Annotated in this window: 26 protein-coding genes and 1 tRNA gene; 17 read left to right on the forward strand and 10 right to left on the reverse strand. The window is 36.7% G+C overall.

Going from position 1 to position 25,305, the window contains the following annotated elements:
- Positions 1 to 8: 8 nt before the first annotated feature.
- The 4 genes from GGR42_RS16480 to GGR42_RS16495 all read left to right on the forward strand — a co-directional run bounded on the left by GGR42_RS16480 (position 9) and on the right by GGR42_RS16495 (position 4,173).
- On the forward strand, positions 9 to 1,457 hold the full coding sequence (locus GGR42_RS16480; protein ID WP_167966470.1) for a PKD domain-containing protein: 1,449 nt from the start codon (positions 9 to 11) through the stop codon (positions 1,455 to 1,457).
- 96 nt (positions 1,458 to 1,553) lie between these two features.
- Positions 1,554 to 2,984, forward strand: a complete 1,431-nt coding sequence (locus GGR42_RS16485; protein ID WP_167966480.1) for an SLC13 family permease — start codon at positions 1,554 to 1,556, stop codon at positions 2,982 to 2,984.
- A gap of 409 nt (positions 2,985 to 3,393) precedes the next feature.
- Positions 3,394 to 3,573, forward strand: a complete 180-nt coding sequence (locus tag GGR42_RS16490) for a hypothetical protein (RefSeq protein WP_167966482.1) — start codon at positions 3,394 to 3,396, stop codon at positions 3,571 to 3,573.
- A 153-nt stretch (positions 3,574 to 3,726) separates the two neighbouring features.
- Positions 3,727 to 4,173 carry a hypothetical protein gene (locus GGR42_RS16495; protein ID WP_167966484.1) on the forward strand — a complete coding sequence of 149 codons (447 nt, stop codon included), beginning with the start codon at positions 3,727 to 3,729 and terminating at the stop codon, positions 4,171 to 4,173.
- 68 nt (positions 4,174 to 4,241) lie between these two features.
- Here GGR42_RS16495 and hemL read toward each other — a convergent pair whose 3' ends face one another.
- From hemL to GGR42_RS16510, 3 genes are read right to left on the reverse strand one after another with little or no spacing between them, the layout of a single operon-like run.
- Positions 4,242 to 5,519 (reverse strand): glutamate-1-semialdehyde 2,1-aminomutase, encoded by a 1,278-nt coding sequence (gene hemL / locus GGR42_RS16500; protein WP_167966486.1) that lies wholly within the window; start codon positions 5,517 to 5,519, stop codon positions 4,242 to 4,244.
- A 1-nt stretch (position 5,520) separates the two neighbouring features.
- Positions 5,521 to 6,357 (reverse strand): glucosaminidase domain-containing protein, encoded by an 837-nt coding sequence (locus GGR42_RS16505; RefSeq protein ID WP_167966488.1) that lies wholly within the window; start codon positions 6,355 to 6,357, stop codon positions 5,521 to 5,523.
- Positions 6,354 to 7,259 (reverse strand): 1-aminocyclopropane-1-carboxylate deaminase/D-cysteine desulfhydrase, encoded by a 906-nt coding sequence (locus tag GGR42_RS16510; RefSeq protein WP_167966490.1) that lies wholly within the window; start codon positions 7,257 to 7,259, stop codon positions 6,354 to 6,356. Before GGR42_RS16510 ends, GGR42_RS16505 begins: the two co-directional genes overlap by 4 nt.
- Before the next feature lie 521 nt (positions 7,260 to 7,780).
- Between GGR42_RS16510 and GGR42_RS16515 the strand changes: the two genes are divergently transcribed.
- Positions 7,781 to 7,939: a DUF5522 domain-containing protein gene (locus GGR42_RS16515; RefSeq protein WP_167966492.1), complete on the forward strand. Its 159-nt coding sequence runs from the start codon at positions 7,781 to 7,783 to the stop codon at positions 7,937 to 7,939.
- Between the two features lie 81 nt (positions 7,940 to 8,020).
- The gene (locus GGR42_RS16520) at positions 8,021 to 8,575 is read left to right on the forward strand and encodes a DUF4136 domain-containing protein (protein WP_167966494.1); all 555 of its coding nucleotides are present in this window, start codon (positions 8,021 to 8,023) and stop codon (positions 8,573 to 8,575) included.
- A gap of 37 nt (positions 8,576 to 8,612) precedes the next feature.
- Here GGR42_RS16520 and GGR42_RS16525 read toward each other — a convergent pair whose 3' ends face one another.
- From GGR42_RS16525 to alaS, 3 genes are read right to left on the reverse strand one after another with little or no spacing between them, the layout of a single operon-like run.
- Positions 8,613 to 9,227 carry a DUF4230 domain-containing protein gene (locus GGR42_RS16525; protein ID WP_167966496.1) on the reverse strand — a complete coding sequence of 205 codons (615 nt, stop codon included), beginning with the start codon at positions 9,225 to 9,227 and terminating at the stop codon, positions 8,613 to 8,615.
- Between the two features lie 24 nt (positions 9,228 to 9,251).
- A complete protein-coding gene (locus tag GGR42_RS16530) occupies positions 9,252 to 10,295 on the reverse strand; it encodes a GSCFA domain-containing protein (protein ID WP_167966498.1) in 1,044 nt (347 codons plus the stop codon).
- On the reverse strand, positions 10,295 to 12,910 hold the full coding sequence (gene alaS / locus GGR42_RS16535; RefSeq protein WP_167966500.1) for an alanine--tRNA ligase: 2,616 nt from the start codon (positions 12,908 to 12,910) through the stop codon (positions 10,295 to 10,297). Before alaS ends, GGR42_RS16530 begins: the two co-directional genes overlap by 1 nt.
- 165 nt (positions 12,911 to 13,075) lie before the next feature.
- Here alaS and GGR42_RS16540 point away from each other — a divergent pair, with 165 nt between their 5' ends.
- The 6 genes from GGR42_RS16540 (at position 13,076) to GGR42_RS16565 (ending at position 16,740) form a co-directional block, all read left to right on the forward strand.
- Complete coding sequence (locus GGR42_RS16540) at positions 13,076 to 14,053, forward strand: M23 family metallopeptidase (RefSeq protein WP_167966502.1); 978 nt, start codon at positions 13,076 to 13,078, stop codon at positions 14,051 to 14,053.
- Positions 14,054 to 14,383 (forward strand): MerR family transcriptional regulator, encoded by a 330-nt coding sequence (locus GGR42_RS16545; protein WP_167966504.1) that lies wholly within the window; start codon positions 14,054 to 14,056, stop codon positions 14,381 to 14,383. It abuts the gene before it with no gap.
- Between the two features lie 22 nt (positions 14,384 to 14,405).
- Positions 14,406 to 15,005 carry a LemA family protein gene (locus tag GGR42_RS16550; RefSeq protein WP_167966506.1) on the forward strand — a complete coding sequence of 200 codons (600 nt, stop codon included), beginning with the start codon at positions 14,406 to 14,408 and terminating at the stop codon, positions 15,003 to 15,005.
- 3 nt (positions 15,006 to 15,008) lie between these two features.
- Entirely contained in the window at positions 15,009 to 15,449 is a 441-nt protein-coding gene (locus GGR42_RS16555) for a TPM domain-containing protein (RefSeq protein WP_167966508.1), read from the forward strand.
- Entirely contained in the window at positions 15,430 to 16,218 is a 789-nt protein-coding gene (locus tag GGR42_RS16560; RefSeq protein ID WP_167966510.1) for a TPM domain-containing protein, read from the forward strand. Before GGR42_RS16555 ends, GGR42_RS16560 begins: the two co-directional genes overlap by 20 nt.
- A 63-nt stretch (positions 16,219 to 16,281) precedes the next feature.
- Positions 16,282 to 16,740 carry a hypothetical protein gene (locus tag GGR42_RS16565; RefSeq protein ID WP_167966512.1) on the forward strand — a complete coding sequence of 153 codons (459 nt, stop codon included), beginning with the start codon at positions 16,282 to 16,284 and terminating at the stop codon, positions 16,738 to 16,740.
- Positions 16,741 to 16,755: 15 nt separating this feature from the next.
- Here the strand turns inward: GGR42_RS16565 and der are convergent, their stop codons facing one another.
- The gene (gene der, locus GGR42_RS16570) at positions 16,756 to 18,063 is read right to left on the reverse strand and encodes a ribosome biogenesis GTPase Der (RefSeq protein WP_167966514.1); all 1,308 of its coding nucleotides are present in this window, start codon (positions 18,061 to 18,063) and stop codon (positions 16,756 to 16,758) included.
- Positions 18,064 to 18,141: 78 nt separating this feature from the next.
- On the opposite strand from der, the gene GGR42_RS16575 reads away from it, so the two are divergent.
- The gene (locus GGR42_RS16575; RefSeq protein WP_167966516.1) at positions 18,142 to 18,633 is read left to right on the forward strand and encodes a GTP-binding protein; all 492 of its coding nucleotides are present in this window, start codon (positions 18,142 to 18,144) and stop codon (positions 18,631 to 18,633) included.
- A gap of 2 nt (positions 18,634 to 18,635) precedes the next feature.
- On the opposite strand, the gene era is transcribed toward GGR42_RS16575, so the two are convergent.
- Both era and GGR42_RS16585 read right to left on the reverse strand, forming a co-directional pair.
- Positions 18,636 to 19,520 (reverse strand): GTPase Era, encoded by an 885-nt coding sequence (gene era, locus GGR42_RS16580; RefSeq protein ID WP_167966518.1) that lies wholly within the window; start codon positions 19,518 to 19,520, stop codon positions 18,636 to 18,638.
- Positions 19,507 to 20,874, reverse strand: coding sequence for an alanine/glycine:cation symporter family protein (locus GGR42_RS16585; RefSeq protein WP_167966520.1), 1,368 nt, complete (start codon positions 20,872 to 20,874; stop codon positions 19,507 to 19,509). Before GGR42_RS16585 ends, era begins: the two co-directional genes overlap by 14 nt.
- Positions 20,875 to 21,097: 223 nt before the next feature.
- On the opposite strand from GGR42_RS16585, the gene GGR42_RS16590 reads away from it, so the two are divergent.
- From GGR42_RS16590 to GGR42_RS16600, 3 genes are all read left to right on the forward strand, one after another.
- Positions 21,098 to 21,170 (forward strand) — tRNA-Met (locus GGR42_RS16590).
- Positions 21,171 to 21,281: 111 nt separating this feature from the next.
- On the forward strand, positions 21,282 to 22,577 hold the full coding sequence (locus tag GGR42_RS16595) for a tyrosine-type recombinase/integrase (RefSeq protein WP_245201499.1): 1,296 nt from the start codon (positions 21,282 to 21,284) through the stop codon (positions 22,575 to 22,577).
- A 139-nt stretch (positions 22,578 to 22,716) separates the two neighbouring features.
- Positions 22,717 to 23,529 carry a hypothetical protein gene (locus tag GGR42_RS16600; protein WP_167966524.1) on the forward strand — a complete coding sequence of 271 codons (813 nt, stop codon included), beginning with the start codon at positions 22,717 to 22,719 and terminating at the stop codon, positions 23,527 to 23,529.
- A gap of 1 nt (position 23,530) precedes the next feature.
- On the opposite strand, the gene GGR42_RS16605 is transcribed toward GGR42_RS16600, so the two are convergent.
- Positions 23,531 to 23,920 carry a hypothetical protein gene (locus GGR42_RS16605; RefSeq protein ID WP_167966526.1) on the reverse strand — a complete coding sequence of 130 codons (390 nt, stop codon included), beginning with the start codon at positions 23,918 to 23,920 and terminating at the stop codon, positions 23,531 to 23,533.
- Positions 23,921 to 24,010: 90 nt separating this feature from the next.
- On the opposite strand from GGR42_RS16605, the gene xerA reads away from it, so the two are divergent.
- Positions 24,011 to 25,138, forward strand: a complete 1,128-nt coding sequence (gene xerA / locus GGR42_RS16610) for a site-specific tyrosine recombinase/integron integrase (protein WP_167966528.1) — start codon at positions 24,011 to 24,013, stop codon at positions 25,136 to 25,138.
- Positions 25,139 to 25,305: the final 167 nt, after the last annotated feature.

Consider the following 25,305-nt stretch of genomic DNA (forward strand, 5'->3'; position numbering starts at 1 on the left):
TGCTATGTATGAAAAAAATCTACGCTGTATGCCTCGGCATATTTTTGTTGTATTCCTGTTCTAAAGGCGACACTATCCCAGAGACAGGAGATCCGGACACAGAATCCGAAACGGACCCAAAAACAGACCCTAAAATAGCATTGAAAGCCTGTTTTACTGTAAACCAAACCAATTTTGAGGTTGGAGAATCGCTAATTATTACCAGTTGTTCAGAAGGGACTATTAAAAGTTATCATTATGACATGGGCAATGGTAATGTGAGCCTAAAAGAAAATCCAGAATTTGTGTTGGAAGAGGAAGGTGATTTTAGCATCTTACTTACCATTACAGATGAAGAAGAGAAAACAGATACCTTTTCTAAATCTATTTCTGTATCCCAACCTGTTGAAGCAAATTATATATTCCCGGACATTGCAATGGGATTTAAAGGTTTTCCCTTAGAAACTGGTTTAACTCCAGATAATAAAATCTATTATATGGAACTAACTGAGGACCTTCTTGGAGTAGGTGGTTCCAAATTTAATTATAGGGAACTGGATGAAAGCTATAACATATCAACATCCCAATATATTTTGGACAAGCAATTTAACACACAAAGTGCGTTTGTAAATTTTCTGGCCAATGGCAACGTAAATATTCATTTATCCAGAACACTTCCAGATTTTTATGGAACCCATGAAATCACATTTGACAATGCGTGGAGTTTCATAAATGGATTAAACTCCTCATCAAAACATAGTTACGGATATGTGCCAGATGGTGCAGACTTCCTTTATTTTGGAACCCAAGTGGAGGACGGTATATATAAGACAGCTGTGGAAAGAAGAAATGGAAATGGAGATGCCTATGAAATTCATTTAAATAATTTTGGGAGCGCAGATGCCTTTATTGGTGATATGATCAAGACTAGTACTGGCTTTGCTGCTTTTGGAGGTGTATTTACCAAGAATGCTACCGCTCCACAAGTTACAGGATATAGACCACTACTGGTGTTTTTTGATACCGTGTTTAATGTTACATCCCATGTTGTTTTTGAAAATTCTGTCTTGGATACCAAAATAACATCCATTAATGATTTAAATGGCAATTACCACTTGGTTGAAATGAGTAATGGAAATATAGCCATGTATGGAAATGGTGAACTCACTATAACAAACTCTTCTGGAACAATGATTAGTTCTTCTTATTTCGAAGAAACAACAAATAATCAGGCGATGATTTCCTTAGGGGCTTCATTTATTATCTCTACAAATAATTTCCTAAGAAAGTTCGATGCGGATGGAAATCAGACGAAAGAGTTAAAATACAACGGAAACTACCTGCCCGAATTTGTTCAAAAAGACGGACAACTTTTCTTCATTGCTGGATTTGATGTCACTGAAAATAATATTGATTTAGTGAAATTATTTTATGCAAGCATGGGCAACGATTTAAATCTTGTTAACTTAAATGATTAAAAGTTGAAAACTATAATAAAAAGGGAGGCCATGGCCTCCCTTTTTATTTTTAAAACTTAAGTAAATAGTATAGTTTAGAGGCAACATAAACAAATTATGGACTTAAGTAAAAAAATAGGTCTTATTTTAGGACCGGTACTATTCTTCATTTTAATTAATCTTCCATTTTATTTAATTTCAGAAAAGGGAGATGTAGTGATAGCTGTTGCTTCATGGATGGTTATTTGGTGGATTACAGAAGCTGTTTCAATTTCGGTGGCCGCGCTTTTGCCACTTATTTTGTTTCCCTTGTTAAAAATAATGCCCATAGCAGACGTAGGCGCCAATTATGGAAGTCCAATCGTTTTCCTATTTTTTGGTGGTTTTGTTATGGCCTTAGCGTTGGAAAAAGTAAATCTCCATAAACGTATTGCACTTAATATTATTAAACTTACTGGCACAACTCCCAACAAAGTGGTTCTGGGTTTCATGATCGCAACAGGTGCTCTTAGCATGTGGATAAGCAATACCGCCAGTACCGTGGTAATGCTTCCGATTGCCATGTCCGTAATTGGACTTTTGATAAACGATGAGGACGGATTTACAAAAAGTGATCAAAATTTTGCCCTGAGCGTTATGCTGGGCATTGCTTTTTCCGCCAACGCTGGTGGCATTGCAACCGTTATTGGTACCCCACCAAATTCGGTTTTAATAGGGCTTTTGGAAAACGAGTACAATATTGAGATATCTTTTCTAAAATGGATGGTCATGGGGCTACCCTTTTCAATAATCATGATTGCCATAAGCTATTTGGTATTGGTAAAATGGATGTTTCCAAACAAACAATTAAAGTTTACTGCCTCCAAACAAGTCATAAATGACGAGCTAAAAAAGCTGGGACCAACTTCAGGGAAAGAAAAAATGGTTCTGGTCATTTTTGGCATTACCGTTTTTCTGTGGATATTTAGAACACTCATAAATAACCTATTCCCATCTTTAGGCTTAACGGATACTATTATCAGTATTATTGCGGCAGTTTCATTGTTTGCTATTCCTTTTAATATTAAAAAGGGGGACTTTATTATTCATTGGAAAGACACAGAAAAGTTGGCCTGGGGTATTTTAATCCTTTTTGGTGGTGGTTTGGCACTCGCAAAAGGAATGTCCGTTAGTGGTATAGTGGACCTAGTGGCAAATACTATTGCTACAAGTGAAATAAGTATCCTAATTACCGCCTCCCTACTTATTTTGTTAATGTTGTTTATGACAGAACTTATGAGTAATGTTGCCTTGGTAGCCGTTTTGGCCCCAGTTGTAGCCGGTATTGCCATTGGATTGAATATTCCCATCCTATATTTATTGATTCCCGTTACCATTGCCAGTAGTTGTGCCTTTATGCTCCCTATGGCAACTCCACCCAATGCCATTGTTTTTGCAAGTGGCTATATTAAAGTGCATCAAATGGCAAAAGTGGGAATAATTTTAAATCTTATAGCGGTAGCAATATTAATACTGGTATTCCAGTTTGTTGTTCCTTTTCTTTTTTAAAAGCTACATTTTATAAATTATAAAACCCCCATATCAATGGGGGTTTTAAAGCTAACTAACTCAAAAATTCATAAAATGAAAAATACATCTTATAACTTGGCCCTTGAGTATGGCCAATATTTTTATACAATCCCTTTGTATATCTATAAGACTATATAAAAACTAAAATGTTACAGCATTTTTGATTTGTTTAACAAAGTAATTCACTTAAAAACGTGTCTTTTATCGAAATTATCGACAAAAAGTGTAAAAAATAGGACGAAATGATTACTTTGCCTACATAATGGTAAGGGATACATTACAAACCACATTTTAATGAGGTTTAACAACATAAAATATTCCTTACGCATCATATAATTTTTTATTAAATAACTATGTAATTAATTTACTTTATTAAAACCCCCAAATCATGTCAAACAAAATCAAAAGCCTACTTTACTTTACCTGCTTTGTGGCAACTTGCATATTCTATTACCAAATGGAGCAAAAGAATGAAATAGAAAATCAAATAGTAAAAAAAGAGGTAAACGCCAGCAATTCTAAAGACATCGCAAAAGTAGCATCAGAAGATATGGCGGGCTTCAATTAAAAAATTAAATTAGAACTTATACCTATAAAAAAAGGGTGCAGACATATCTGCGCCCTTTTTTTATACCTGTTAAAAACCTCATAAAGTTTAGGCAGCATTTAAACCAAAGAAAAAAACTATGGTCAAATAACTAAATATTTAAAATTTTATAATATGAAAAAAGTATTGGTTACGCTATTAGTATTAGTGAGTGCCTCAACAATGGCTCAACATAGAGGACAAAGAGAAGGAAAAAAAATGGCCATGATGGATATGAATCCAGAACAAGTTGCAACATTGCAGACCAAAAGAATGATATTGACCTTAGAACTTACCAAGGAGCAGCAAGAGAAGGTACATTCCCTTAATCTCGAGAATGCCCAATTGTTAAAAGGAAAAATGGCGGAATGGAAAGCAAAAAAGGAAAATGGCGAAATAAAAAAGCCTACACTTGAAGAACGTTTTGCAATGCAAAACGAAAGACTGGACCGTCAAATTGCTCATCAAGAAAAAATGAAGCAAATTTTAGATGAAGACCAGTATTCCAAATGGAAACAAATGAGGCATAAAAAAGGCATGCATATTAAAAAGAAAATGCACAACAAAAGAAAAGCAAAATAAGTTTTAGTTAATTTTAAATTTAGGTGGCCACGTTTACAGCGTGGCCTTCTTATTTCTATCTACCCAAATTAAAAAACATTTTTCACAGCTTCAATGGTCTTATCCAGATCAGCATAGCTTATGGCATCATTTAAAAAATAACTTTCAAATGCACTAGGCGGCAAATACACTCCTTGACTTAACATACCGTGAAAATACTTTTTGAAGGTATCGTTATTCCCTCTAGCTGAAGAAGTAAAATCTATTACTGGCCCATCTGCAAAGTGTACAGAAATCATACTTCCAAATCTATTGATTTGATGTACAACACTTTTTCTAACCAAAACTTCAGAAATACCTTGATGTAGATATTCTGTTTTTTTTGCCAAACTTTCAAAAATTCCTGGATTGTTGTTCAATTCGGTTAACATGGCCAGTCCAGCACTCATGGCCAAAGGGTTGCCACTTAAGGTCCCTGCCTGATACACAGGTCCATCAGGAGCCAAATGATTCATTATTTCTTCTCTAGCGGCAAAGGCTCCCACTGGTAACCCGCCACCAATGACTTTTCCAAAGCATACAATATCGGCGCCAATGCCCAACGCTTCCTGTGCACCTCCCTTACCCAATCTAAAACCTGTCATAACTTCATCAAAAATGAGTAAGATCCCTTCAGAAGTACATAAATCCCTTAATCCTTGAATAAATTCATCTGTTGGAATAATGCAGCCCATATTACCGGCCACAGGTTCAATAATTATAGCGGCAATTTCATTCTTATTGCCATTTGTCAATTCTTTTACACTTTTCAAATCATTATAATTGGCCAACAAGGTGTCCTTTGCAGTTCCCTGAGTCACTCCTGGACTATTAGGGCTTCCAAATGTTACCGCACCACTCCCAGCCTGAATTAAAAAAGAATCCGAATGACCATGATAACAACCCGCAAACTTTATAATTTTGTCTTTTCCTGTATATCCGCGTGCCAAACGCACTGCACTCATACAAGCCTCGGTACCACTATTTACAAAACGAATTTTATCAATGTTTGGCACCATGGAAACGGCCAATTTTGCCAATTGGGTCTCAATTTCGGTGGGCATTCCAAAAGAAGTCCCTTTTTTGGCCTTCTCTATTACTGCATTGATAACAGGTTCATGGGCATGACCCAAAATAAGTGGCCCCCAAGAGGCTATATAATCTATATATTCGTTGCCGTCCTCATCATATAAATAAGCACCTCTAGCTTCTTTTACAAAAATTGGATCCCCGCCAACAGCTTTAAAAGCTCTAACAGGAGAGTTTACACCTCCTGGAATATATTGTTTGGCTTCAGAAAAAAGGGCACTGCTCCGCTTATAATTCATTCTACTTCTTGGCTTTTTCCGTTTTAACCCTTAGCTCCTGTCCAATGGACAAAAGACTGCTTGTCATTTTATTAAGCTTCATGATTTCTGGAACTGATATATAATACTTTCGAGAAATTGAATAAAGTGTATCTCCTTTCTCTACAACATGGGTAGTATAGTCATAGGTTTTAGGTGCTATCTGTACAATATCACCACTATCTATAGTTTTATTATCATACTTATATAACTGATACCTTTCGATTAAGGCAATTAATTTTTGCGGGTACCTTTTATCTGTAGCATATCCCGCCTCTCTTAAGCCCTTTGCCCATCTTTTATAATCGTCATTTTTAAATTCAAATAAAAAAGCATATCTGGACCTGGAAGATAAAAACTCCGAATGATCCCTAAAAGACAACATGGGATGGACATATTTTCTAAAACACTCTCCTGCCTCGTCATCGTCATGTAGTTCATATTCCCCGACCCAACCTTTGTGGCACTTTATTCCAAAATGATTGTTGGTCTTACGAGCCAATTCGCCCTTACCAGAACCACTTTCCAAAATCCCTTGTGCCAAAGTAATACTTGCCGGGATTCCATAGGCCCTCATCTCCGATTGAGCTAAGTCTGCAAATGTATTAATGTATTCTTCAACAGAAGAAATATTGAATTTTATAAACTTATCCCCAAAATCTGGCAATGGATTTTCTTCGTTGCTCTCTACTGAAACGGTTGTATTTTCATGTGTTTTGTGGTTGGTACGCAAATCATCACCATAAACAGATTTCTTTTTTGCCCCGCAGCTTGTTAGCAAAGCACCAAAAATTATAAAAGCAATTATTCTTTTTATCATACGTGTATCATTGGAAGGCCTTTACTTCCTAGAGTTAGATTTATTCCAGCTATTCCCTGCAAACCACCAGTATGGATGGCAAGAATTCGAGTGTTTTCTTTAAAATGTCCTTTTTGGACCCTATCTAAAATACCAAATAACATTTTTCCGGTATAAATTGGGTCCAAGGGTATTTGGGATTTTTCTTTAAACTCATTTATGAAGTGGACTAGCTCCTTATTTACTCTAGCATAACCCCCAAAATGATATCCATTTACTAACTCCCAGTTTTCTTTTGCCACAAATTTACAAATATCTTCTCTTATAAAGTCCCCCTTTAGGGCAGAGAACCCCAAAACCTGTTGTTCGGCCCTTGATGAGTTTATAATTCCTGACAAAGTTCCTCCCGTTCCCACACTGCAACAGACAACATCAAATTCTTTATCAGCATCTGTTAAAATTTCTTCACATCCTTTTATGGCCAGCTCGTTTGTCCCCCCTTCTGGTAGGAGATAAAATACTCCAAAATCATGTTGCAAACTTTTCAAAAAAGATGGGCATTCTTTCTCTCTATATTTTTCCCTTGACACAAAGAGAAATTCCATTCCATGTTTATGTGCCAATTTCAACGTAGGATTGTTTCTCCATTTATCTCTAAGTTCCTCTCCCCTTATTACGCCAATTGTTTTAAAACCATATTCCTTCCCTGCACATGCAGTTGCAGCAATATGATTAGAATAAGCCCCTCCAAATGTCAAAATACACTTTGAGCCATTGGCCTTTGCGGCAATAAGATTGTATTTAAGCTTTCGGTATTTGTTTCCAGAAATTAATGGGTGCAACTTATCTTCTCTTTTAATAAAAAGGGAGATGTTTTTCTGTTTTAAGATTGGTAGAAAGACCTGTTGATTTACAACTTTCACGATTGGGTATTATGAACGCCAAAGGTATTTAATAAAACTCAATGGTCTACGGGACTTAATATAGTCCAAATTGTGTTCATGTATATAGGCCTCCCTTTCAAAACTAATATTTTGATAAGCCTTATAAGTATCCAAATACCATATAATCCTAATAAGATATTCAGTGAAATAAAAAAAGTAAAAAGGTAAGATCAATAGTTCTGCTTGCTGAACCAAATGAATTTTTTCATGATTAATAAGCACCTCATCCTCTCTAAGTGATGGGTTCTTTAAAATAATGAAAGGCCATAGAGATAAACCCACATAATTCTTATAAAAAAAATGTTTGAAAACTAAAATCATAGAATAACTTCAGAACTTAATTATAAAGATACTAATGATAGTAGCTAAGAATATGCCAAACTAGTTTTCTTACCAACAAATCGGACAAAAGACTAATATTAGCGAAAAACGTTACAGATAAAGGCCAAAAGACTACTTACTGTTAAGTTATTAACTAAGAATGAGTTAATTTTATAATCATGAAAGAATTTATTCCCTTAGAGGAGGGCGATTTTTATTTATCCCCTGAAGGCTATAAAGTATTTACTGCTCAATATCATTTAAAAAGAGGATATTGCTGCGAAAGCAATTGCCGTCATTGCCCCTATGGATATTCTATTAAAACAAATTCCAGGTAAGTCTTTCACCTTTTGTTCGGCATGATTTTTGAGATTTATTAAATGGAAAATACATCCATGTTAACTAAAAATAAAATTGTTATGAAAAAATTTAAAGCACTGGTGTTGCCCATGATGGCAATACTTTTTTTAGGCTCTTGTGTAAGTGTGCGAGTAGCATCCGATTATGATAGGGAAGCAGATTTCAACTCATACAAAACTTATGCTTTTTACAAAACAGGAATTGACAAGGCCCAAATATCCGATTTGGACAAGAAAAGAATTTTAAAGGCCATTGATGCCGAAATGAGTTCTAGGGGATTTATAAAATCTGAAAATCCCGATATATTGGTAAGCATTTTTACCAAAGAGAAGGAACGTGTAGACATTTACAACAACTTTTGGGGCGGCAGATATGGATGGGGGTGGAACCCCTATTATTGGGGACCAAATTATTATGGAAATAATGTGAGTACCAGAACGGAAGGTTCTCTTTATATTGACCTAATCGACACTAAAAACAAAGAATTGGTCTGGCAAGGAAAAGGAGTTGGTACCTTGAGCAACAGCCGTAATATTGAAAAGAAAGAAGAGCGAATTAGAGAGTTTGTTTCTCAAATTTTACAGAAATACCCGCCAGAACTGGCCTCTAACTAACAAATGAATACCGCCTTTTACGGCGGTTTTTTTTATCCTAATTTTTAATTTCTATAAAATCGGATGCTTCCAAAATAGGATTATCATTATACACTAAAGTCCATTCCATAGAATTGGTCAACACATATAATTTGGAAAGCTCACTAAGCAGCCTGTTTTTCGCATTGGATTTTAGGCTAGAGGCCTCAACTTTTTTAAGTAAAGAAACGTTTACATTGTTCTTTATTTTATTATAATCAGAAGCTTCAAAAGGGTTTAAATAGTCAGCTGAAACATCATAGTATTCAAAATCTGGACTAATGTTAATTTCGGGTTCGGGAATATTTTTTATGATAAGTTTCTTGGACAATTCATCAATTTCATATTCAATTTTGGTTAAATCATAGGCAATGGTCACATCTGCATTGACAACAACCAATGCCTTTTTGTCCGCAGTGACCAAAGCACCAAACAATTCCTTAGAATCCCTGTAATTATATACCTCGGCAAAATGTCCTTCGTTTACAATCAATTTGGAAACATTTTCCATTTGCTGCTGAATGAGCATGGTATTCTCTTCCAGAATTGTTTTCTTGCTCCTATAATCAGAACATGATTTATAAATCAAAACCGCTACCAATGCCAAAACAATCCCTATTAATACTCTTTTCATACCTACAAATGAATTACCGGCCAATTAAAATTCCATAAATGGGTGGCTTTCTTTAAGATACGCAATTTTCCTTTGAATCGATTTTAAAAACTTTTGGTGCTCCTCTGATTCTGGATTAAAAGGCCTGTGCCGTAATCCTTTTTGAATTGTATCTACCTCATCCATTGTGGGATATAGCTTATCTAAAATCCAAACGTGTTTAAATTTTTCCCATATATAATCTATTGCCAATTCGTTGGGATGCACCATATCTTTGGCATAAAAACGATAATCACGGAGTTCATCCATCATAAGTTCGTAACTCTCAAAATAGTTAAGATTCCTATAATTTTCTGGAGGTAAATTTGATATCTCGTTCGTTATTTCGGCCACAGGAAGAAATCTCAAGGTATCCTTGGATTTCTCATTCATTTTACTTCTTCGAAATGATATTAGTTGATGCATTGCAGCAATTAAATGTGCTTTACTAAGCTGATTTTCAACAAAACCATCTTTTAAATGACGAACTGGGGAGATGGTAAAAATTAGTTGAGCTTGTGTATTACAAGTACTTATCAACTGAATCACTTGCTCCAAACTTTTAACAATCTCATTAATGGACAACAGTTCTTTTGAAAATTCTTTCTGAGGCACTTTATGGCAATTAGCAACTATTTTGCCAGAATCCCTTCTGCGATAGATCCAAGCTGTGCCCAATGTAATGACTATATGCGTGGCCTTGGTTATTTGTTCTTTTGTTTGCTTAAGTGCCCCATTTAAATTTAGGATTAGCTGTTCTTTCGAAGTTGCTGTCAAATTTGAATGCGCATCAAAACATAACCATTGACCCTTGTTTTTAAAAACTTCTTCTTTGGTATATTTCTTATTTTCAATAGCTCTTACAATAAGATTCTCAATCCCCATGGGGTGAAACAAAATTCCAAAAGGATTTTGAACCGACTGAAACTTAAAATAATCAAGTTTTTTTTCAATATTTTCTACAAAACAAGACCCCAAAAGAAGTAACTTACTATTATAATCTATTTGATTACTAGCTTTTTCTAACGGGATTGTGGTTTGGAGTTTCATTAGGAAATATAATCCTTCGCTTTTTCCAAGGCTTCAGCTATACCTGCAGGGTTTTTACCTCCAGCGGTTGCAAAAAAGGGTTGTCCACCTCCACCTCCTTGAATATACTTACCCAATTCCCGAACAATAGTCCCAGCATTCAGGTTTTTAGAAGCTACCAGCTCTTTGGAAATATAACAAGATAGTAATGCCTTTCCTCCTTGATCAGTAGCAAACAATAAAAAGAGATTGTCCTTATTACTGCCCATTTCAAATGATAGATCTTTTATCCCTGCTGCATCCAAATCCACTTTCTTTGCCAAAAATTGTATTCCATTGACTTCAGATACCTCATTCATTAAGTCACCTTTAAGGTTTTTTGTCTTATCCCTTAAAAGTACTTCTACCTGCTTTTTAAGCTTTATATTTTCTTCTTGTAAGGACTCTACTGCCTTCACTGGGTCTTGGGTATTGTTGAGCAAATCTTTAATTTCAAATAGGGCCCTATTATTTTTAAAGTAAAATTCTTTTACAGCATCAGAAGTTATGGCCTCTATTCTTCGAATCCCTGAAGCAACAGCTCCCTCTGAGGTAATTTTAAAATGCCAGATGTCCCCTGTATTTTTTACATGTGTTCCACCACATAGCTCAATAGATTGACCAAAACGAACGGTGCGTACCGCATCTCCATACTTTTCACCAAACAATGCCATGGCGCCTTGGGCCAATGCCTCCTTCACCGGAACATTTCTATTTTCTTCCAAGGGCAATTGACCTTCAATACGAGCGTTTACAAAACTTTCTACATCCCTAAGTTCTTCAGTCGTTAATTTAGAAAAATGGGAGAAGTCAAAACGTAAATATTTTGAGTGTACGGCAGACCCTTTTTGTTCTACATGGGTTCCCAATATTTCACGTAAGGCTTGGTGCAGTAAATGGGTAGCTGTATGGTTGCTTTCTGTTCGTTGCCTTTGTCTTTTATCAACCACCGCCCTTAGAACCATACTAAAATCTTTTGGCAAATTTTGAGTAAAATGGACAATCTCATTATTCTCCCTTTTGGTATCAATAATATACACCACATCTCCATTAGACGCCTCTAGATATCCTTTGTCACCCACTTGTCCTCCACCTTCAGGGTAAAAAGGAGTGATATTGAAAACCATTTGATATTGTTCCCCATCCTTTTTACTGGTCACCTTTCTATACTTCACCAATTTTACGCTTGCCTCTAACGTGTCATAACCAATAAATTCTTCTACTGGGTCATTGACCAAAATAGTCCAATCATCCTTGGAAATTTCCGAAGCAGTTCTAGACCTCTTCTTTTGCGCTTCCAAAGCATCATTAAAACCATTTTCATCTAATTGATATCCTTTTTCTTCAAGAATTAAAGCTGTTAAATCAATGGGGAAACCATATGTATCATAAAGTTCAAAGGCTTTTTGCCCATCTACCACATTTCCATTTGTAGATTTTATAACACTATCCAACAACACTAGTCCTTGTTCCAAAGTGTTTAAAAAAGAATGTTCTTCTTCTTTTATTACATTTTCTATTAATTGATATTGCTCTTTTATCTCTGGGAAAGCTTCACCCATATTTCTACTCAATACCTTTACCAGGCGATGAATGAACGGTTTTTTTGCACCCAAGAAAGTGAACCCATAACGAACAGCACGTCTTAAAATTCTCCTAATCACATATCCAGCACCCGTATTACTTGGCAACTGGCCATCTGCTATGGAAAAAGCAACAGCACGTACATGGTCTGCAATGACTCTTATGGAAATGTCTATCTCCTCATTTTTACCATATCTCTGATTTGTAATTGTTTCTATTTCCCTTATTAAAGGCATAAAAACATCCGTATCATAGTTAGATTTAACCCCTTGCAAGGCCATGCACAAACGTTCAAAACCCATACCGGTATCAACATGCTTTTCTGGTAAATTTTCCAATTCACCATTGGCTTTTCTATTGTATTGCATAAAGACCAAATTCCAAATTTCAACTACCTGTGGATGGTCTTGATTAACTAACGACGCCCCTGAAACTTTGGCTTTTTCTTCTTTAGAACGAATATCTATATGAATTTCGGAACAAGGACCACAAGGTCCTTGGTCTCCCATTTCCCAAAAATTATCCTTCTTGTTCCCCATTATAATCTTATCCTCTGGAACAATTGCTTTCCATAAATCATAAGCTTCCTTGTCCATTTCCAATTTATCGGCATCCTTGCTGCCCTCAAAAACAGATACGTACAACGAACCCTTGTCCAACCCATAAACTTCCGTCAACAGCTCCCAAGCCCATTGAATGGCTTCCTTCTTAAAATAATCCCCAAAACTCCAATTCCCCAACATCTCGAACATAGTATGGTGATAGGTATCTCTACCTACTTCCTCTAAATCGTTATGCTTTCCACTTACCCTAAGACATTTTTGGGTATCTGCAACTCTTTTGTTCTTTGAAATTGTATTTCCTAAGAAAAATTCCTTAAATTGATTCATACCCGCATTGGTGAACATTAGGGTTGGGTCATCTTTAATTACCATTGGGGCAGAAGCAACTATCTTGTGGCCCTTGGTTTTATAAAAATCTAAAAATTTTGATCGTACTTCTTGGGATTTCACGCCTTGGGGTTTTTCAATTATTTTTTAAGACAAAATATTAAATTAAGTCCTTTGTTTTGCTCTAAAAAGACAAGGTTTTGCTAAATTTTACGTTCTATACAAAACAATTTTTATATTTGTTTGTCCCGATAAAATGCAAGCACAAAAATAGAATAAAATACATTTATGTCTAAAGTAAAATATTATTACGACCCAGATACCCTCTCTTACAGAAAGATTGTACCCAAAAAGACCAAAAAATATAGAAACATTTTTTTGTTTTTAGTGGGCTCTTTTCTTTTTGGGCTTCTAGGTCTTACCCTTTTACTAAATACAAATCTTGTAAATACGCCAAGAGAGCTTTCGTTGCAAAGGGAAGCTAAAAATTATGAACTTCAGTTTGAGTTGCTCAATAAAAAAATGCAACAAATGGAACAGGTTTTGGCCAATGTTGAAGAACGGGACAACAACATTTATAGACTTTATTTTGAAGCCAATCCCATTCCTGAGGAACAACGCCGAGCTGGTTTTGGAGGTATAAACCGATATAAATCCTTGGAAGGTTTTAATAATTCTGACATGATTATTTCTACCACCAAGAGACTGGACATTATTCAAAAACAATTAGTGATACAATCCAAATCCTTGGATGAGATTACGGTTTTGGCAGAAGAAAAAGAAAAACTTTTGGCGGCAATTCCGGCAATACAACCTGTACGGAATGAAGACTTAAAAAGAATGGCATCTGGATATGGATGGCGTTCCGACCCTTTTACAAAGGCGCGAAAAATGCACTGGGGAATGGATTTTACGGCTCCTAGGGGAGTTCCGATCTATGCTACAGGTGACGGTAAAATTACACGCGCGGACAATAACTCATCTGGTTATGGCAAGCACATTAGGATAGACCATGGATATGGGTATATTAGTCTTTATGCACATATGAGCAAATACAATGTAAGAAAAGGGCAAAAAGTAAAACGCGGAGATCTTATTGGTTTTGTTGGAAGTACAGGACGATCAGAAGCCCCACATGTACACTATGAAATCTTTAAGGATGGTGAGCGCATAAACCCTATAAATTTCTATTACGGAAGTTTGTCCCCTCAAGAATTTGAGAATTTGTTGAAATATGCTTCACAAGAAAATCAATCATTGGATTAAATGTATATAGAACTTCCTGAAAAAAGATATTACGGTATTGGCGAAGTTGCCAAAGCCTTTGGCGTAAATACTTCTTTAATACGTTTTTGGGAAAAGGAATTTGATGTACTACAACCAAAAAAGAATGCCAAGGGCAATAGAAAGTTTACTCCACAAGATATAAAAAACCTACAATTGATATACCATCTTGTAAAGGAACGAGGATTTACATTGGAAGGTGCCAAAACACATTTAAAAGAGGAGAGAAAAAAAACCCTATCCAATTTCGAGGTCATTCAAAAGTTGGAAATGGTAAAAACAGAACTTCTTAAGATTAAGAATCAACTATAAATAAACACTAAATATACTAAAAATGAAAAAATGGCTAATTCCCTTAATTATTATTGCTGTCATTGCGTTTGGTCTTTACCAATGGGCAGTAGGATTTAACAATACTGCGGTTGAATATGAAGCCGATGCAAAAACAGCTTGGTCCAATGTAGAAAGTTCTTACCAACGTAGAAATGACCTTATTGGAAACTTGGTGAAAACGGTACAAGGTGCCGCAGATTTTGAGCGGGGTACATTGACCGATGTTATTGAAGCAAGAGCGAAAGCTACTTCTACAAATATAGATGCCAACAATTTAACTCCAGAAAATATGGCCGCCTTCCAACAGGCACAAAGTGGATTAACAGGAGCATTAAGCAAATTAATGGTGGTTGTAGAACGCTATCCAGATTTAAAGGCCAACCAAAACTTCTTGGAACTACAATCACAATTGGAAGGAACAGAAAACAGAATCAATGTCGCCCGAGATCGCTTTAATGAAAAAGTGAATATCTATGATATACATACAACCAAATTCCCAGGTAAACTTTTAGCGGGTTGGTTTGGGTTTGAAGAAATGGCACGTTACGAAGCTGCTCCTGGTTCGGAGAACGCACCCGATGTAAATTTTGATTTTGACTAGACCATGTCCAACAAGGTAGAAGATTTTTTAACTGCTGAAGAAGAGCAAGAGATTGTTAATGCCATTCTCAAAGCAGAAAGAAATACTTCCGGAGAGATACGGGTTCATATAGAAGCATCTTCCAAGATCGATCCATACATTAGGGCCCAAGAAGTGTTTCACAACCTTAAAATGGACAATACCAAAGAAGACAATGGCGTCCTGTTATATGTTGCCGTAAATGATAAAAAATTTGTTATTTACGGTGACAAGGGCATTGATAAAGTTGTACCCAAAAACTTTTGGGATGACACTAGAGACCTTATCCAATCCCAATTTGCTTTAGGGAATTTTAAACAGGGAATCGTTGAGGGTGTACTGGCAGTTGGAAATGAGCTAGAGGCACATTTTCCCTGGAATCACAATGACACAAACGAACTTAGCAATGAGGTATCTAAAGGCTAGTCTTCTTCTTTTTCTATGTTGTGTCTCTATGCAAGCACAATTTAAGATTCCTGAAAAGCCAACATTGCAGACTAGTGTCTATGACTATATTGGTCTTTTGTCGGCTTCACAAAAAAACTCTTTAGAACAAAAACTAATACGCTATTCTGACAGTACCTCAACCCAGATTGTAGTTGCAATAATTAATTCTACGGAGGGCGAAAACATCAATTACCTAGGCGCCCAATGGGGAGAGAAATGGGGTATTGGACAAGCAGATAAGGACAACGGTATTTTAGTCCTATTGGCAAAAGGTGATAGAAGGATTGCCATTAACACGGGTTATGGTGTAGAAGGCTCTTTAACCGATGCCATGTCCAAGAGAATCATTGAGAATGTTATTATTCCAGAATTTAAAAAAGGAGATTATTACAATGGCCTCAACAAAGGTTCGGATGCTATTTTCAACACCTTAAATGGGGAATTTAAAGAGGAACGGGATTTTAGCAAGGATACAGGTTTTCCATTGGAATCCCTTTTACCCATTATCATATTTTTTGTCATTCTAATTATCCTTTCTCGCCGAAACAGAAGAAAAGGTGGAGGCAAAAATGGAGGCAAACGTACCTCTGGTCTAGACTTAATGGACATCATAATTCTGAGCAATATGGGCCGTAGTGGTCGTTCCAGCGGTGGTGGCTTTGGAAGCGGAAGCTTTGGGGGCGGTGGATTTGGTGGTGGCTTCGGAGGCGGTGGCTTCGGAGGCGGTGGTTCTTCTGGGGGATGGTAGCTTTTAGTTTTAACCACCTACCTATCCATAAGCAACCTTTTTCTCTTTTGGAGTCTTATTAATATGATAAAAAAAGCAATAATACTTCTATATGTTTTATGTGCAGGTTTTTGTTGCAAAGAACCGAATGATGATGATTGCTCAACAGTACTTTGTGTTGCAAACCTTCAAACGGTATCATTTATAATTGTCAATGCAGATACAAAGGAAAATGTATTCTCTTCAGAAAAATATTCTATAGAAGATGTAACCGTTACAGGCGGACACAATTCTATAACTGTAGAGCTTTTTGACAATTCTGAAACTATTTTTCTACAATTAAGTGAAAATTTTGATGTCGGCACTTATACCTATGCCATTTCCATAGGCGAGGCAAATGAGTTTGACCTAAATTTTGTAACTGAAAGAAGTCCTCCAGGTGGATGCTGTGGCAATACATTGACCATAAAAACAATGGAGGTCCAAGGAATAGTACACAATTTTGATTATTCCTACCAAATTCCTACAATCTTGGTTGAATAGACAAATACACAATCTCTATTTCTTTCTCATAAATATAGAAACAGGAACTCCACTAAAATCAAAATGTTCACGAAGTTTGTTCTCCAAAAATCGTTTATAGGGATCCCGAACATATTGTGGTAAATTACAGAAAAATGCAAATTGTGGATATGGAGTTGGCAACTGCGTACAGAACTTAATTTTCACAAACTTACCTTTGTAAGCTGGTGGCGGGTAATTCTCAATTAGGGGAAGCATTATATCATTTAACTTACGGGTAGGTACTTTTTTTGATCGATTCTTATACACTTCCACAGCTGTTTCTATAGCTTTAAAAATACGTTGTTTGGCAAGTACAGATATAAAAATAATTGGAACATCTGTAAAAGGTTCCATTGCCTCTTTTATTTTTTTGGTGTACTGTTTAATACTATTGGTTTCTTTGTTCTCCACCAAGTCCCATTTGTTCACCAAGATTACTATACCCTTATTGTTCCTTTGTGCCAGCCAAAAGATATTCTGTACCTGTCCATCAAAGCCTCGTGTGGCATCCAAAACCAATAAACACACATCGCAGTACTCAATTGCCCTAACAGAACGCATTACCGAATAAAATTCCAGATCCTCCTTTACTTTGGCTTTTCTTCTGATTCCTGCAGTGTCTACCAAATTAAATTCAAACCCAAACCGATTGTATTTGGTGTCTATACTATCCCTAGTGGTACCGGCAACGTCGGTAACTATATATCTATCCTCACCAATCAATGCATTAATAAAGGATGATTTCCCTGCATTGGGCCTCCCTACCACTGCAAAACGTGGCAACTCACTTTCTTCTGCTTTTTCTTTTTCTGGAAGCACTTCTACCAAGGCATCCAACAATTCACCTGTTCCGCTACCATTGATACTTGCTATGGTATAATAATCTCCCAGTCCCAAAGAATAAAACTCCACAGCATCCTCGGCTCTTTTAGCATTATCCACTTTATTTACTGCCAATAGTACTGGCTTATTCACTCGCCTCAATAATTTGGCAACATCCTCGTCCATTCCAGTAACACCCGTTTCCACATCAACCATAAAAATAATGGCATCCGCCTCATCAATGGCCAATTCTACTTGTTTGTCTATTTCTTTTTCAAAAACATCGTCACTTCCTAAAACATATCCCCCAGTATCAATAATTGAAAAATCTCTGCCGTTCCAATCACTCTTTCCATAGTGGCGGTCACGGGTAACACCACTTACAGCATCCACAATGGCTTCCCTGCGCTGTATTAATCTATTAAAAAAAGTGGATTTACCCACATTAGGTCTTCCTACAATGGCAACAATGGCACTCATGCTTCCTTATTTTGCTGCAAAAGTACTATTTATATCTGAAGAAAAATGGTATCTTTTTAGGGTCTACAATCACATTTCATGAAAACACTCCCCAATGATATAGTATTAAGGCCCAGGTTTGAGCTTGAATTAAAATTGCCAAAAGGCAATGTGCTCCAATTTTTTGAAAAGTCTAAGAAAAAAGATTTTTTGGTAAAATGTATTGACGAGCACGTCTTCATCAAATTCAAAAAAGAACATTCCCATTTCTGGTCTCCCCAACTTCATTTGGAAATTACAGAAATAAATGAAAACATTAGTGAGGTTTTCGGTCGGTTTGGTCCCAATCCAGCCTTATGGACGTTCTTTATGTTCCTACATTTTGGGATAGCCACCCTTTTTATCGTATGCTGTATTTGGGGATATTCTAACTGGTCCTTAGGAAAATCTTACGGACTACAATTGGGCATTCTAATTTTTATGATTGTTGTTTGGTTTTCTTTATATGCCTTTGGCAGAGTTGGAAAAGCAAAAGGCAAACCACAAATGAAAGAACTATACAGTTTTATGAAGGAAACCCTTGGCCTCTAATTTTACTTATTGTAACCAAACCGTTTTAATTGTCGCTCATTGCTTCGCCAGTTTTTATTTACCTTTACATAAAGTTCTAAATACACCTGCTTATCAAAGAATTTTTCCAAATCCTTTCTAGCTTCCACCCCTACTCTTTTTAGCGCACTGCCTTTATGCCCTATAATAATTCCCTTTTGGGAATCCCGTTCTACCATGACCACGGAACGAATGCGAATAATTTCATCATCCTCCAAAAACTCTTCTGTTTCAATTTCTACAGAATAGGGAATCTCTTTCTTATAATGCATCAGTATTTTTTCCCGTATGGTCTCGTTTACAAAAAAGCGCTCTGGTTTATCTGTTAATTGGTCTTTGGGGTAATAAGGTGGAGCTTCTGGCAGCAACTCCACAATTCTTTCAAAAACCTCTTTCACATTAAAATTTTGAAGGGCAGAAATAGGATGAATTTCTGCTTTTGGTAATTGCGCCTGCCAATACTGTACTTGTTCCTCTAAAATCTCCTGTTCGGTTGTGTCAATTTTATTCAATAACAACAATACCGGGATTTTGCTATTTTCAATTTTTCTGAAGAAGGATTCGTCCTTAAGAGCCTTTTCCCCAATTTCAACCATATAAAGTAGTACATCTGCATCTTCAAAAGCAGACTTTACAAAATCCATCATTGAATTCTGTAGTTCATAAGCGGGTTTTATTATACCCGGGGTATCAGATAAAATCACTTGAAAATCATCCCCATTGACAATTCCTAAAATACGATGGCGTGTTGTCTGGGCCTTTGATGTAATAATGGACAACTTCTCCCCCACAAAGGCATTCATTAAAGTTGATTTGCCCACGTTGGGGTTCCCAATAATATTTACAAAGCCTGCTTTATGCTGTTTCATTCTTTTTTTTTGAAAAATACTTTTTTGATGCCTCATTCACTTTAGGTGCTAAATATAACACTGCAATCATATTGGGTATTACCATTAACGAATACGCCAAATCAATTAAATTGATAACCAAATCTACCGATGCCACCGCTGCAAAAACAATCGTGGCCACAAAATACCAATTATAATACCTTCCTATTTTAGCGTTCGTCAAAAATGAAAGTGATTTAACACCATAATATGAGTAGGTAAATAGTGTAGACAGAGCAAAAGCCGCCACAATAACCATTAGCAATATATCACCATATCCAAAAAGAGATTTTTTAAAGGCAATTAAGGTCATTACAATTCCGTTGCTCTCCGCTTCCAAATAGGCTCCACTTAATATAATGACTATAGCGGTAAGTGTACAAACGATTATGGTATCTATAAAGGGTCCCAACATAGCCACCAATCCTTCTTTTATAGGCTCGTCTGTTTTGGATTGTCCATGGTACATAGGAGCACTTCCCAAACCCGCTTCATTGGAAAACATGGCTCTACGCACGCCTAATATTATCAACCCCATTAAACCTCCGGCAACCGCTGTTTTAAAGTTGAAGGCTTCAGTAAATATCAATTTTAAAGATGGCCAAATATCAGATGCATTCATGAACATAACCACGGCCACGGCGACAAAATAAACCAATACCATAAAAGGAACTATGGTCGTAGCGACTTTGGCTATTTTTTTTAATCCTCCAAAAATTACAAAAGACGTAATAACGGCCAATAGAATTCCAATAATAAGTTTCCAATTAAAATCACCCAATTCGTATAGAGTTTCATTGGGATTTACAACATTCATAAAAGTTTGTGTAAACTGGTTTGCAGTAAAAACCCCCAAAAACCCAAACAGTCCTGCAATGCAAAAAAATGTTGCCAAAGGTTTCCACTTCTTTCCCATTCCCAATGTAATATAAAACATAGGACCACCCTGCAAATTACCTTCAGAATCTGTACCACGATACATAATGGCCAAGCTACAGGAATAGAATTTAATACACATCCCTATCAATGCTGTCATCCAAATCCAAAAAACAACTCCTGGACCACCCATATAAATTGCAATGGCCACTCCTGAGATATTCCCTAAACCAACTGTAGCTGCAACGGCCGATGATAAAGCCTGTAAGTGACTTACTTCTCCCTTAGCATTTGGGTCATCATGTTTTCCATTTGTTATAGCAATTGCATGGCCAAAATAACGATAGGGTAAAAACCTTGAGTAGAAGGCCAAAAAAATTCCCCCTCCAATGAGCAAAAGGAACATTATCTTCTCTGCATAAGGAATTATGCTTGATATAAAATCGTTTATTACTTCCATAAACTATGTAAAGCCCGAAGATATGGATTTTCAGCTTTTATTGGTTCGGGGATGAAAGAAATATACCATTAAGTTTTGATAAGATTAAAAAAGCGTTGTATCTTTGCCGTCCACATCGTGGGATAGAGCAGCATCCTTCGACAACGCTCAGGATAGGGAACCTACTCTACTGAGTGTAAACAAAGAAATATATAGTACTTCTTTTAAGTACTTAAACATACATCGCGGGATAGAGCAGTAGGTAGCTCGTCGGGCTCATAACCCGAAGGTCACTGGTTCGAGTCCAGTTCCCGCTACTAAGGCCAAGGCCAGTAAAACCAACGGATCGCGTTCTCGCCATCCGTTTTTTTATGTCCAACATTTCGCTACTTTTACAAACAGTACACGATTCCGTACACGTTTTTAGCATGAAACAGTCCTTTTCCGAACCCAAAATATACACTGGGGGCATCGATGCCTCCCAATGGTCAAGGCTCAAAAAACCCGAGCAAAAGACAGCCTTGGAAAAAGATTGGTACGTTTATTACTCTTTTAGAAGTCCAGAGACCGGAAAACTGGAAAGGCAGCCGAACATCAAGGCAGGGGCCAACCGGTTCAGGACCAAACGGGAGCGTTATGGGCATTTACAGGTCCTACAGCGCAATCTGTTGCGGTTGTTGGAAATGGGTTTTGATCCCTATGGGGACAATTCCCAGCTCATAAAAAACCATTTTGAAGAGGGAACCTCAAAAAAACCAAAGAAAAAAAAGAAGGTAAAGAGAACCGCCCCAAAGAAAGTTGTTGGGGAAGGAACCATAACGGACACGGAAACCCTTTCTGAAGCACTCGATTTTGGGTTGGCGTACAAAAAGAACACCCTCAATGAAAATTCCTATCCCAAGTTCAGAAGTCGCATCAACCGCTTTAGAAAATGGCTTGTTGAACAGGACCTCATCGACACCCCTGTGGAGAAGATCAACAAGAAAACAGTCAACGATTATTTAAACCATGTACTCAAGAACAGTAGTGGCAGAAACCGCAACAACACGCGGACCGACCTTGGCTCCCTCTTCCAGCTCTGGGAGGACAATGAAAAGATACCCCTCAATTTCATAAAAAGTATATCAAAATTGAAAACCACTCCAATACGCAACAAGACCTACACCCCTGAACTATTGGAAAAAATTGAAGAACATTTAAAAAATAACGACCCCATACTCTTGCTCTTTACCAAGTTCATCTCCTATAGTTTTCTAAGGCCCATTGAAGTATGTAGGTTAAGGATAAAGGATATTGACATAAAAGACAAGAAGCTCTATGTGCGCACCAAAAACAAGCCCGAAAAAATAAAGATCATACCTGAAATACTCATATCCGAGCTGCCAGATCTGTCCAATATCAACCCCAATTATTCATTGTTTACCCCCCAAGGAATTGGTGGAGAATGGAACACCTCAGAGGACAATAAAAGGGTCTATTTTACCAACAGGTTCAAAAAAGTTAAGGACTTCCTCCAACTTGACAAAAACCATGCCCTCTACAGTTATAGACATACCTATATAACAAAACTCTATAGAAAGCTTAGGGAAGACAATGCTCCGAATGTTGCCAAGGGCATTCTTATGAACATAACGGGCCATACCACCATTACTGCCTTGGACAAATATTTAAGGGATATAGATGCTGAACTTCCAGAAGATTACTCCCATCTATATCAACAATAGCAACAAAAAATGTTGCGGGTTTGTTGCGGGTTTGTTGCGGGTTTGTTGCGGATTTGTTGCCGAGCACAACAATAAACTGTTGAGGAGTCGTTGCCTTAAACACTTAAAAAACAACACTTTTTCACTATTTTGGTGCTCTATGGCCGAACTGTTGGATTATTTTGGGTGTCTAAAGGGACATGACCTTTCTTCCTTTTCCAGAGAAAAGGTTGAAAAATTGCTGCTTGCCAAAGGTATATTGGAGCCCAAACATGTAGTGAGGTTGTCCCAAATAGAAAAGCAGGTATTCCCTCCCAGCTCCGTACCAATATTAAAACCCGGCAACAATTTTGCCAACAATTTTTATGTTTTTTTGTTGCAACATTATGAAAACGGCGTTCTAGACCCATTTTATGCTTTTTTTTACCAATTTAATGATGAAATCTATGGAATGGACATGCAGCAACAAAAAACTGTTGCCTTGGAGCATTTTAAAACTATTTCTGGGGAAATACTCACCAAGGCCATAAGTTTCATTTGGACCGAAAAGAACCCTTTGGGCATAGATACGGTTTCCAATATGGGCAAGCTACAAATGCTACACGGGCAACAATTGGCGCTAAAATCCAATTTGGCAGATTCAACCCTAAAATACCCCTACCTCCAAGGAGATGACAGTTACTTTAACCAAGAACTTCTATTTGAAAATGACCTAATTAAGCAGATAATCCATTTTGAAACCCACCTTAAGATTTTGTTGGCCCTAAATGAAAAATATCATTTTGAAGTGGATACGTGCTTTTCAACAAATTTGGAAGAGAAAGATAACCCTATCCGTGATGTTGTAGAAGCCGCCCCTAAAGACGTTGCTCCCACCAATCCTTTTAAACTTCCCAAAAAATCGACTAAAATAACTGATAAGGAAGCCATGGACTATTTACTTAAAACTATTTTTGACAAGAAAAAAAAATGATCTAATTCTTCTTAATGGACATATACTCTTGCCAAGTTATTAGGACATATTTGTTTTTTCCATTTTCATTTCGCTTTAGAAAACCATATTCATAAACAAAGAGATAGACATCGCCCTTTTGATTTTTCCAATAATGTGTGAAAAAATTAGGGTTAAAACCTAAATTAGACAATACCTCTGCCCTTACTGTTACCTTGCCCCCTTTATTGTATTCTTTCAATATTTTACGGTTTAGTTTCAATTGGTTATCCACTTTGTTGTAAAACCGCTTTGGTTGTTCTTTTTCTTTTTGATATTGATACGCACTTTTGCAGTGCAAGTTGCAATATTTTTTATCCGTTCGACCAATAAGCACCTTTTTACAGTACAGGCATTCTTTTTGTAATCTCATATTGGTTTCCAATTAATCGTACTATTATGCGAACATTATTCGATTAAGATACAATTAAATCATTTTATATATTGATATTGCAAAAAAAACATGTTCAAGGGCAGAAGCATAACATTGAAACATTTGCTTATTAACGGCAAGAGGCATATTGGACTTCAGTATAAATCAGACAAGGTAATCCAGGCCCTGGTTGATACATTGCCCCAAATTGTTTGGAACGGGGAATATAGCATGTACCATATTGAAAACAGTAGAGCAAACCTTGGTATTCTCTTTGACACATTTAGGGGAGAGGTCTGGATTAATGGTAATTATTTCTTTGACTCCAAAGATCATCTTAACACTGAAGTGCCCAAAAACGTTTCGTGGTACAGAAACAGGAGTTTGGATAAAAAACACAAAAGATGTCCTAGTTCATACCTGGACAAGCTAGAGCTTAAAAAATATGCTGAGAACACTGTAAAAAGCTATGTGCATCATTTTGAAAATTTTATCAACCATTATTCTGATATACCTGTGAATGGCATTACCGAAAATGAGATAAGGCAATATCTTCAAAAACTTTTGAGAGATGGGCGTTCACACTCCTATTTGAACCAATCGGTAAATAGCATCAAATTCTACTACGAAGTGGTTATGGGAATGCCCAATAGGTTCTATGCCATTGAAAGACCACGAAAACAAAAACAGTTGCCAAAAGTACTATCTAAAAAGGAGATTCTTGCTTTGATTGAAAACACCAATAATCTAAAACACCGCTGTATTGTTGCACTTTTATATTCTGCTGGTCTTAGAAGAAGTGAACTACTTAACCTAAAACTTGAGCATATTGATAGTGAAAGGATGCTCATCTGTGTAAAAGGTGCCAAAGGCAATAAAGATAGAATGACTGTCCTTAGCCCTACCCTATTAAGAGATTTACGTAATTATTACAAGGAATACAGACCAAATAACTTTCTTTTTGAAGGGCCTAAAAACAAACCTTATACTGCATCTAGTGTCTTAAAGGTCATTGCCAATACGGCAAAAAGGGCAGATATCCACAAAAAAGTAACACCTCATATGCTAAGACATAGTTTTGCTACCCATCTATTGGAAGATGGCACCGATATTAGGCACATTCAGTTGTTATTGGGGCACAGTTCTACCAAGACAACAGAAATTTACACCCATGTGGCAGAATCTTCTTTTACTGGCATTAAAGATCTCTTATCTTAGTTCCTCATATAAGAGATATATAGATCATATGATCTATATTCACTTGTTGTACACAAGCTCAGAAAAGCCCACCGCACATTCAAGCACATTTCATTTTGCTCGTGCCTCACAAAATAAAAAGAGCTTTCACTTCCCCACCGCCACCCAAGAATATTTACAGACTTGAT

Origin of the sequence: Saonia flava (assembly GCF_011927795.1) — a bacterium.
GTDB lineage: Bacteria > Bacteroidota > Bacteroidia > Flavobacteriales > Flavobacteriaceae > Saonia > Saonia flava.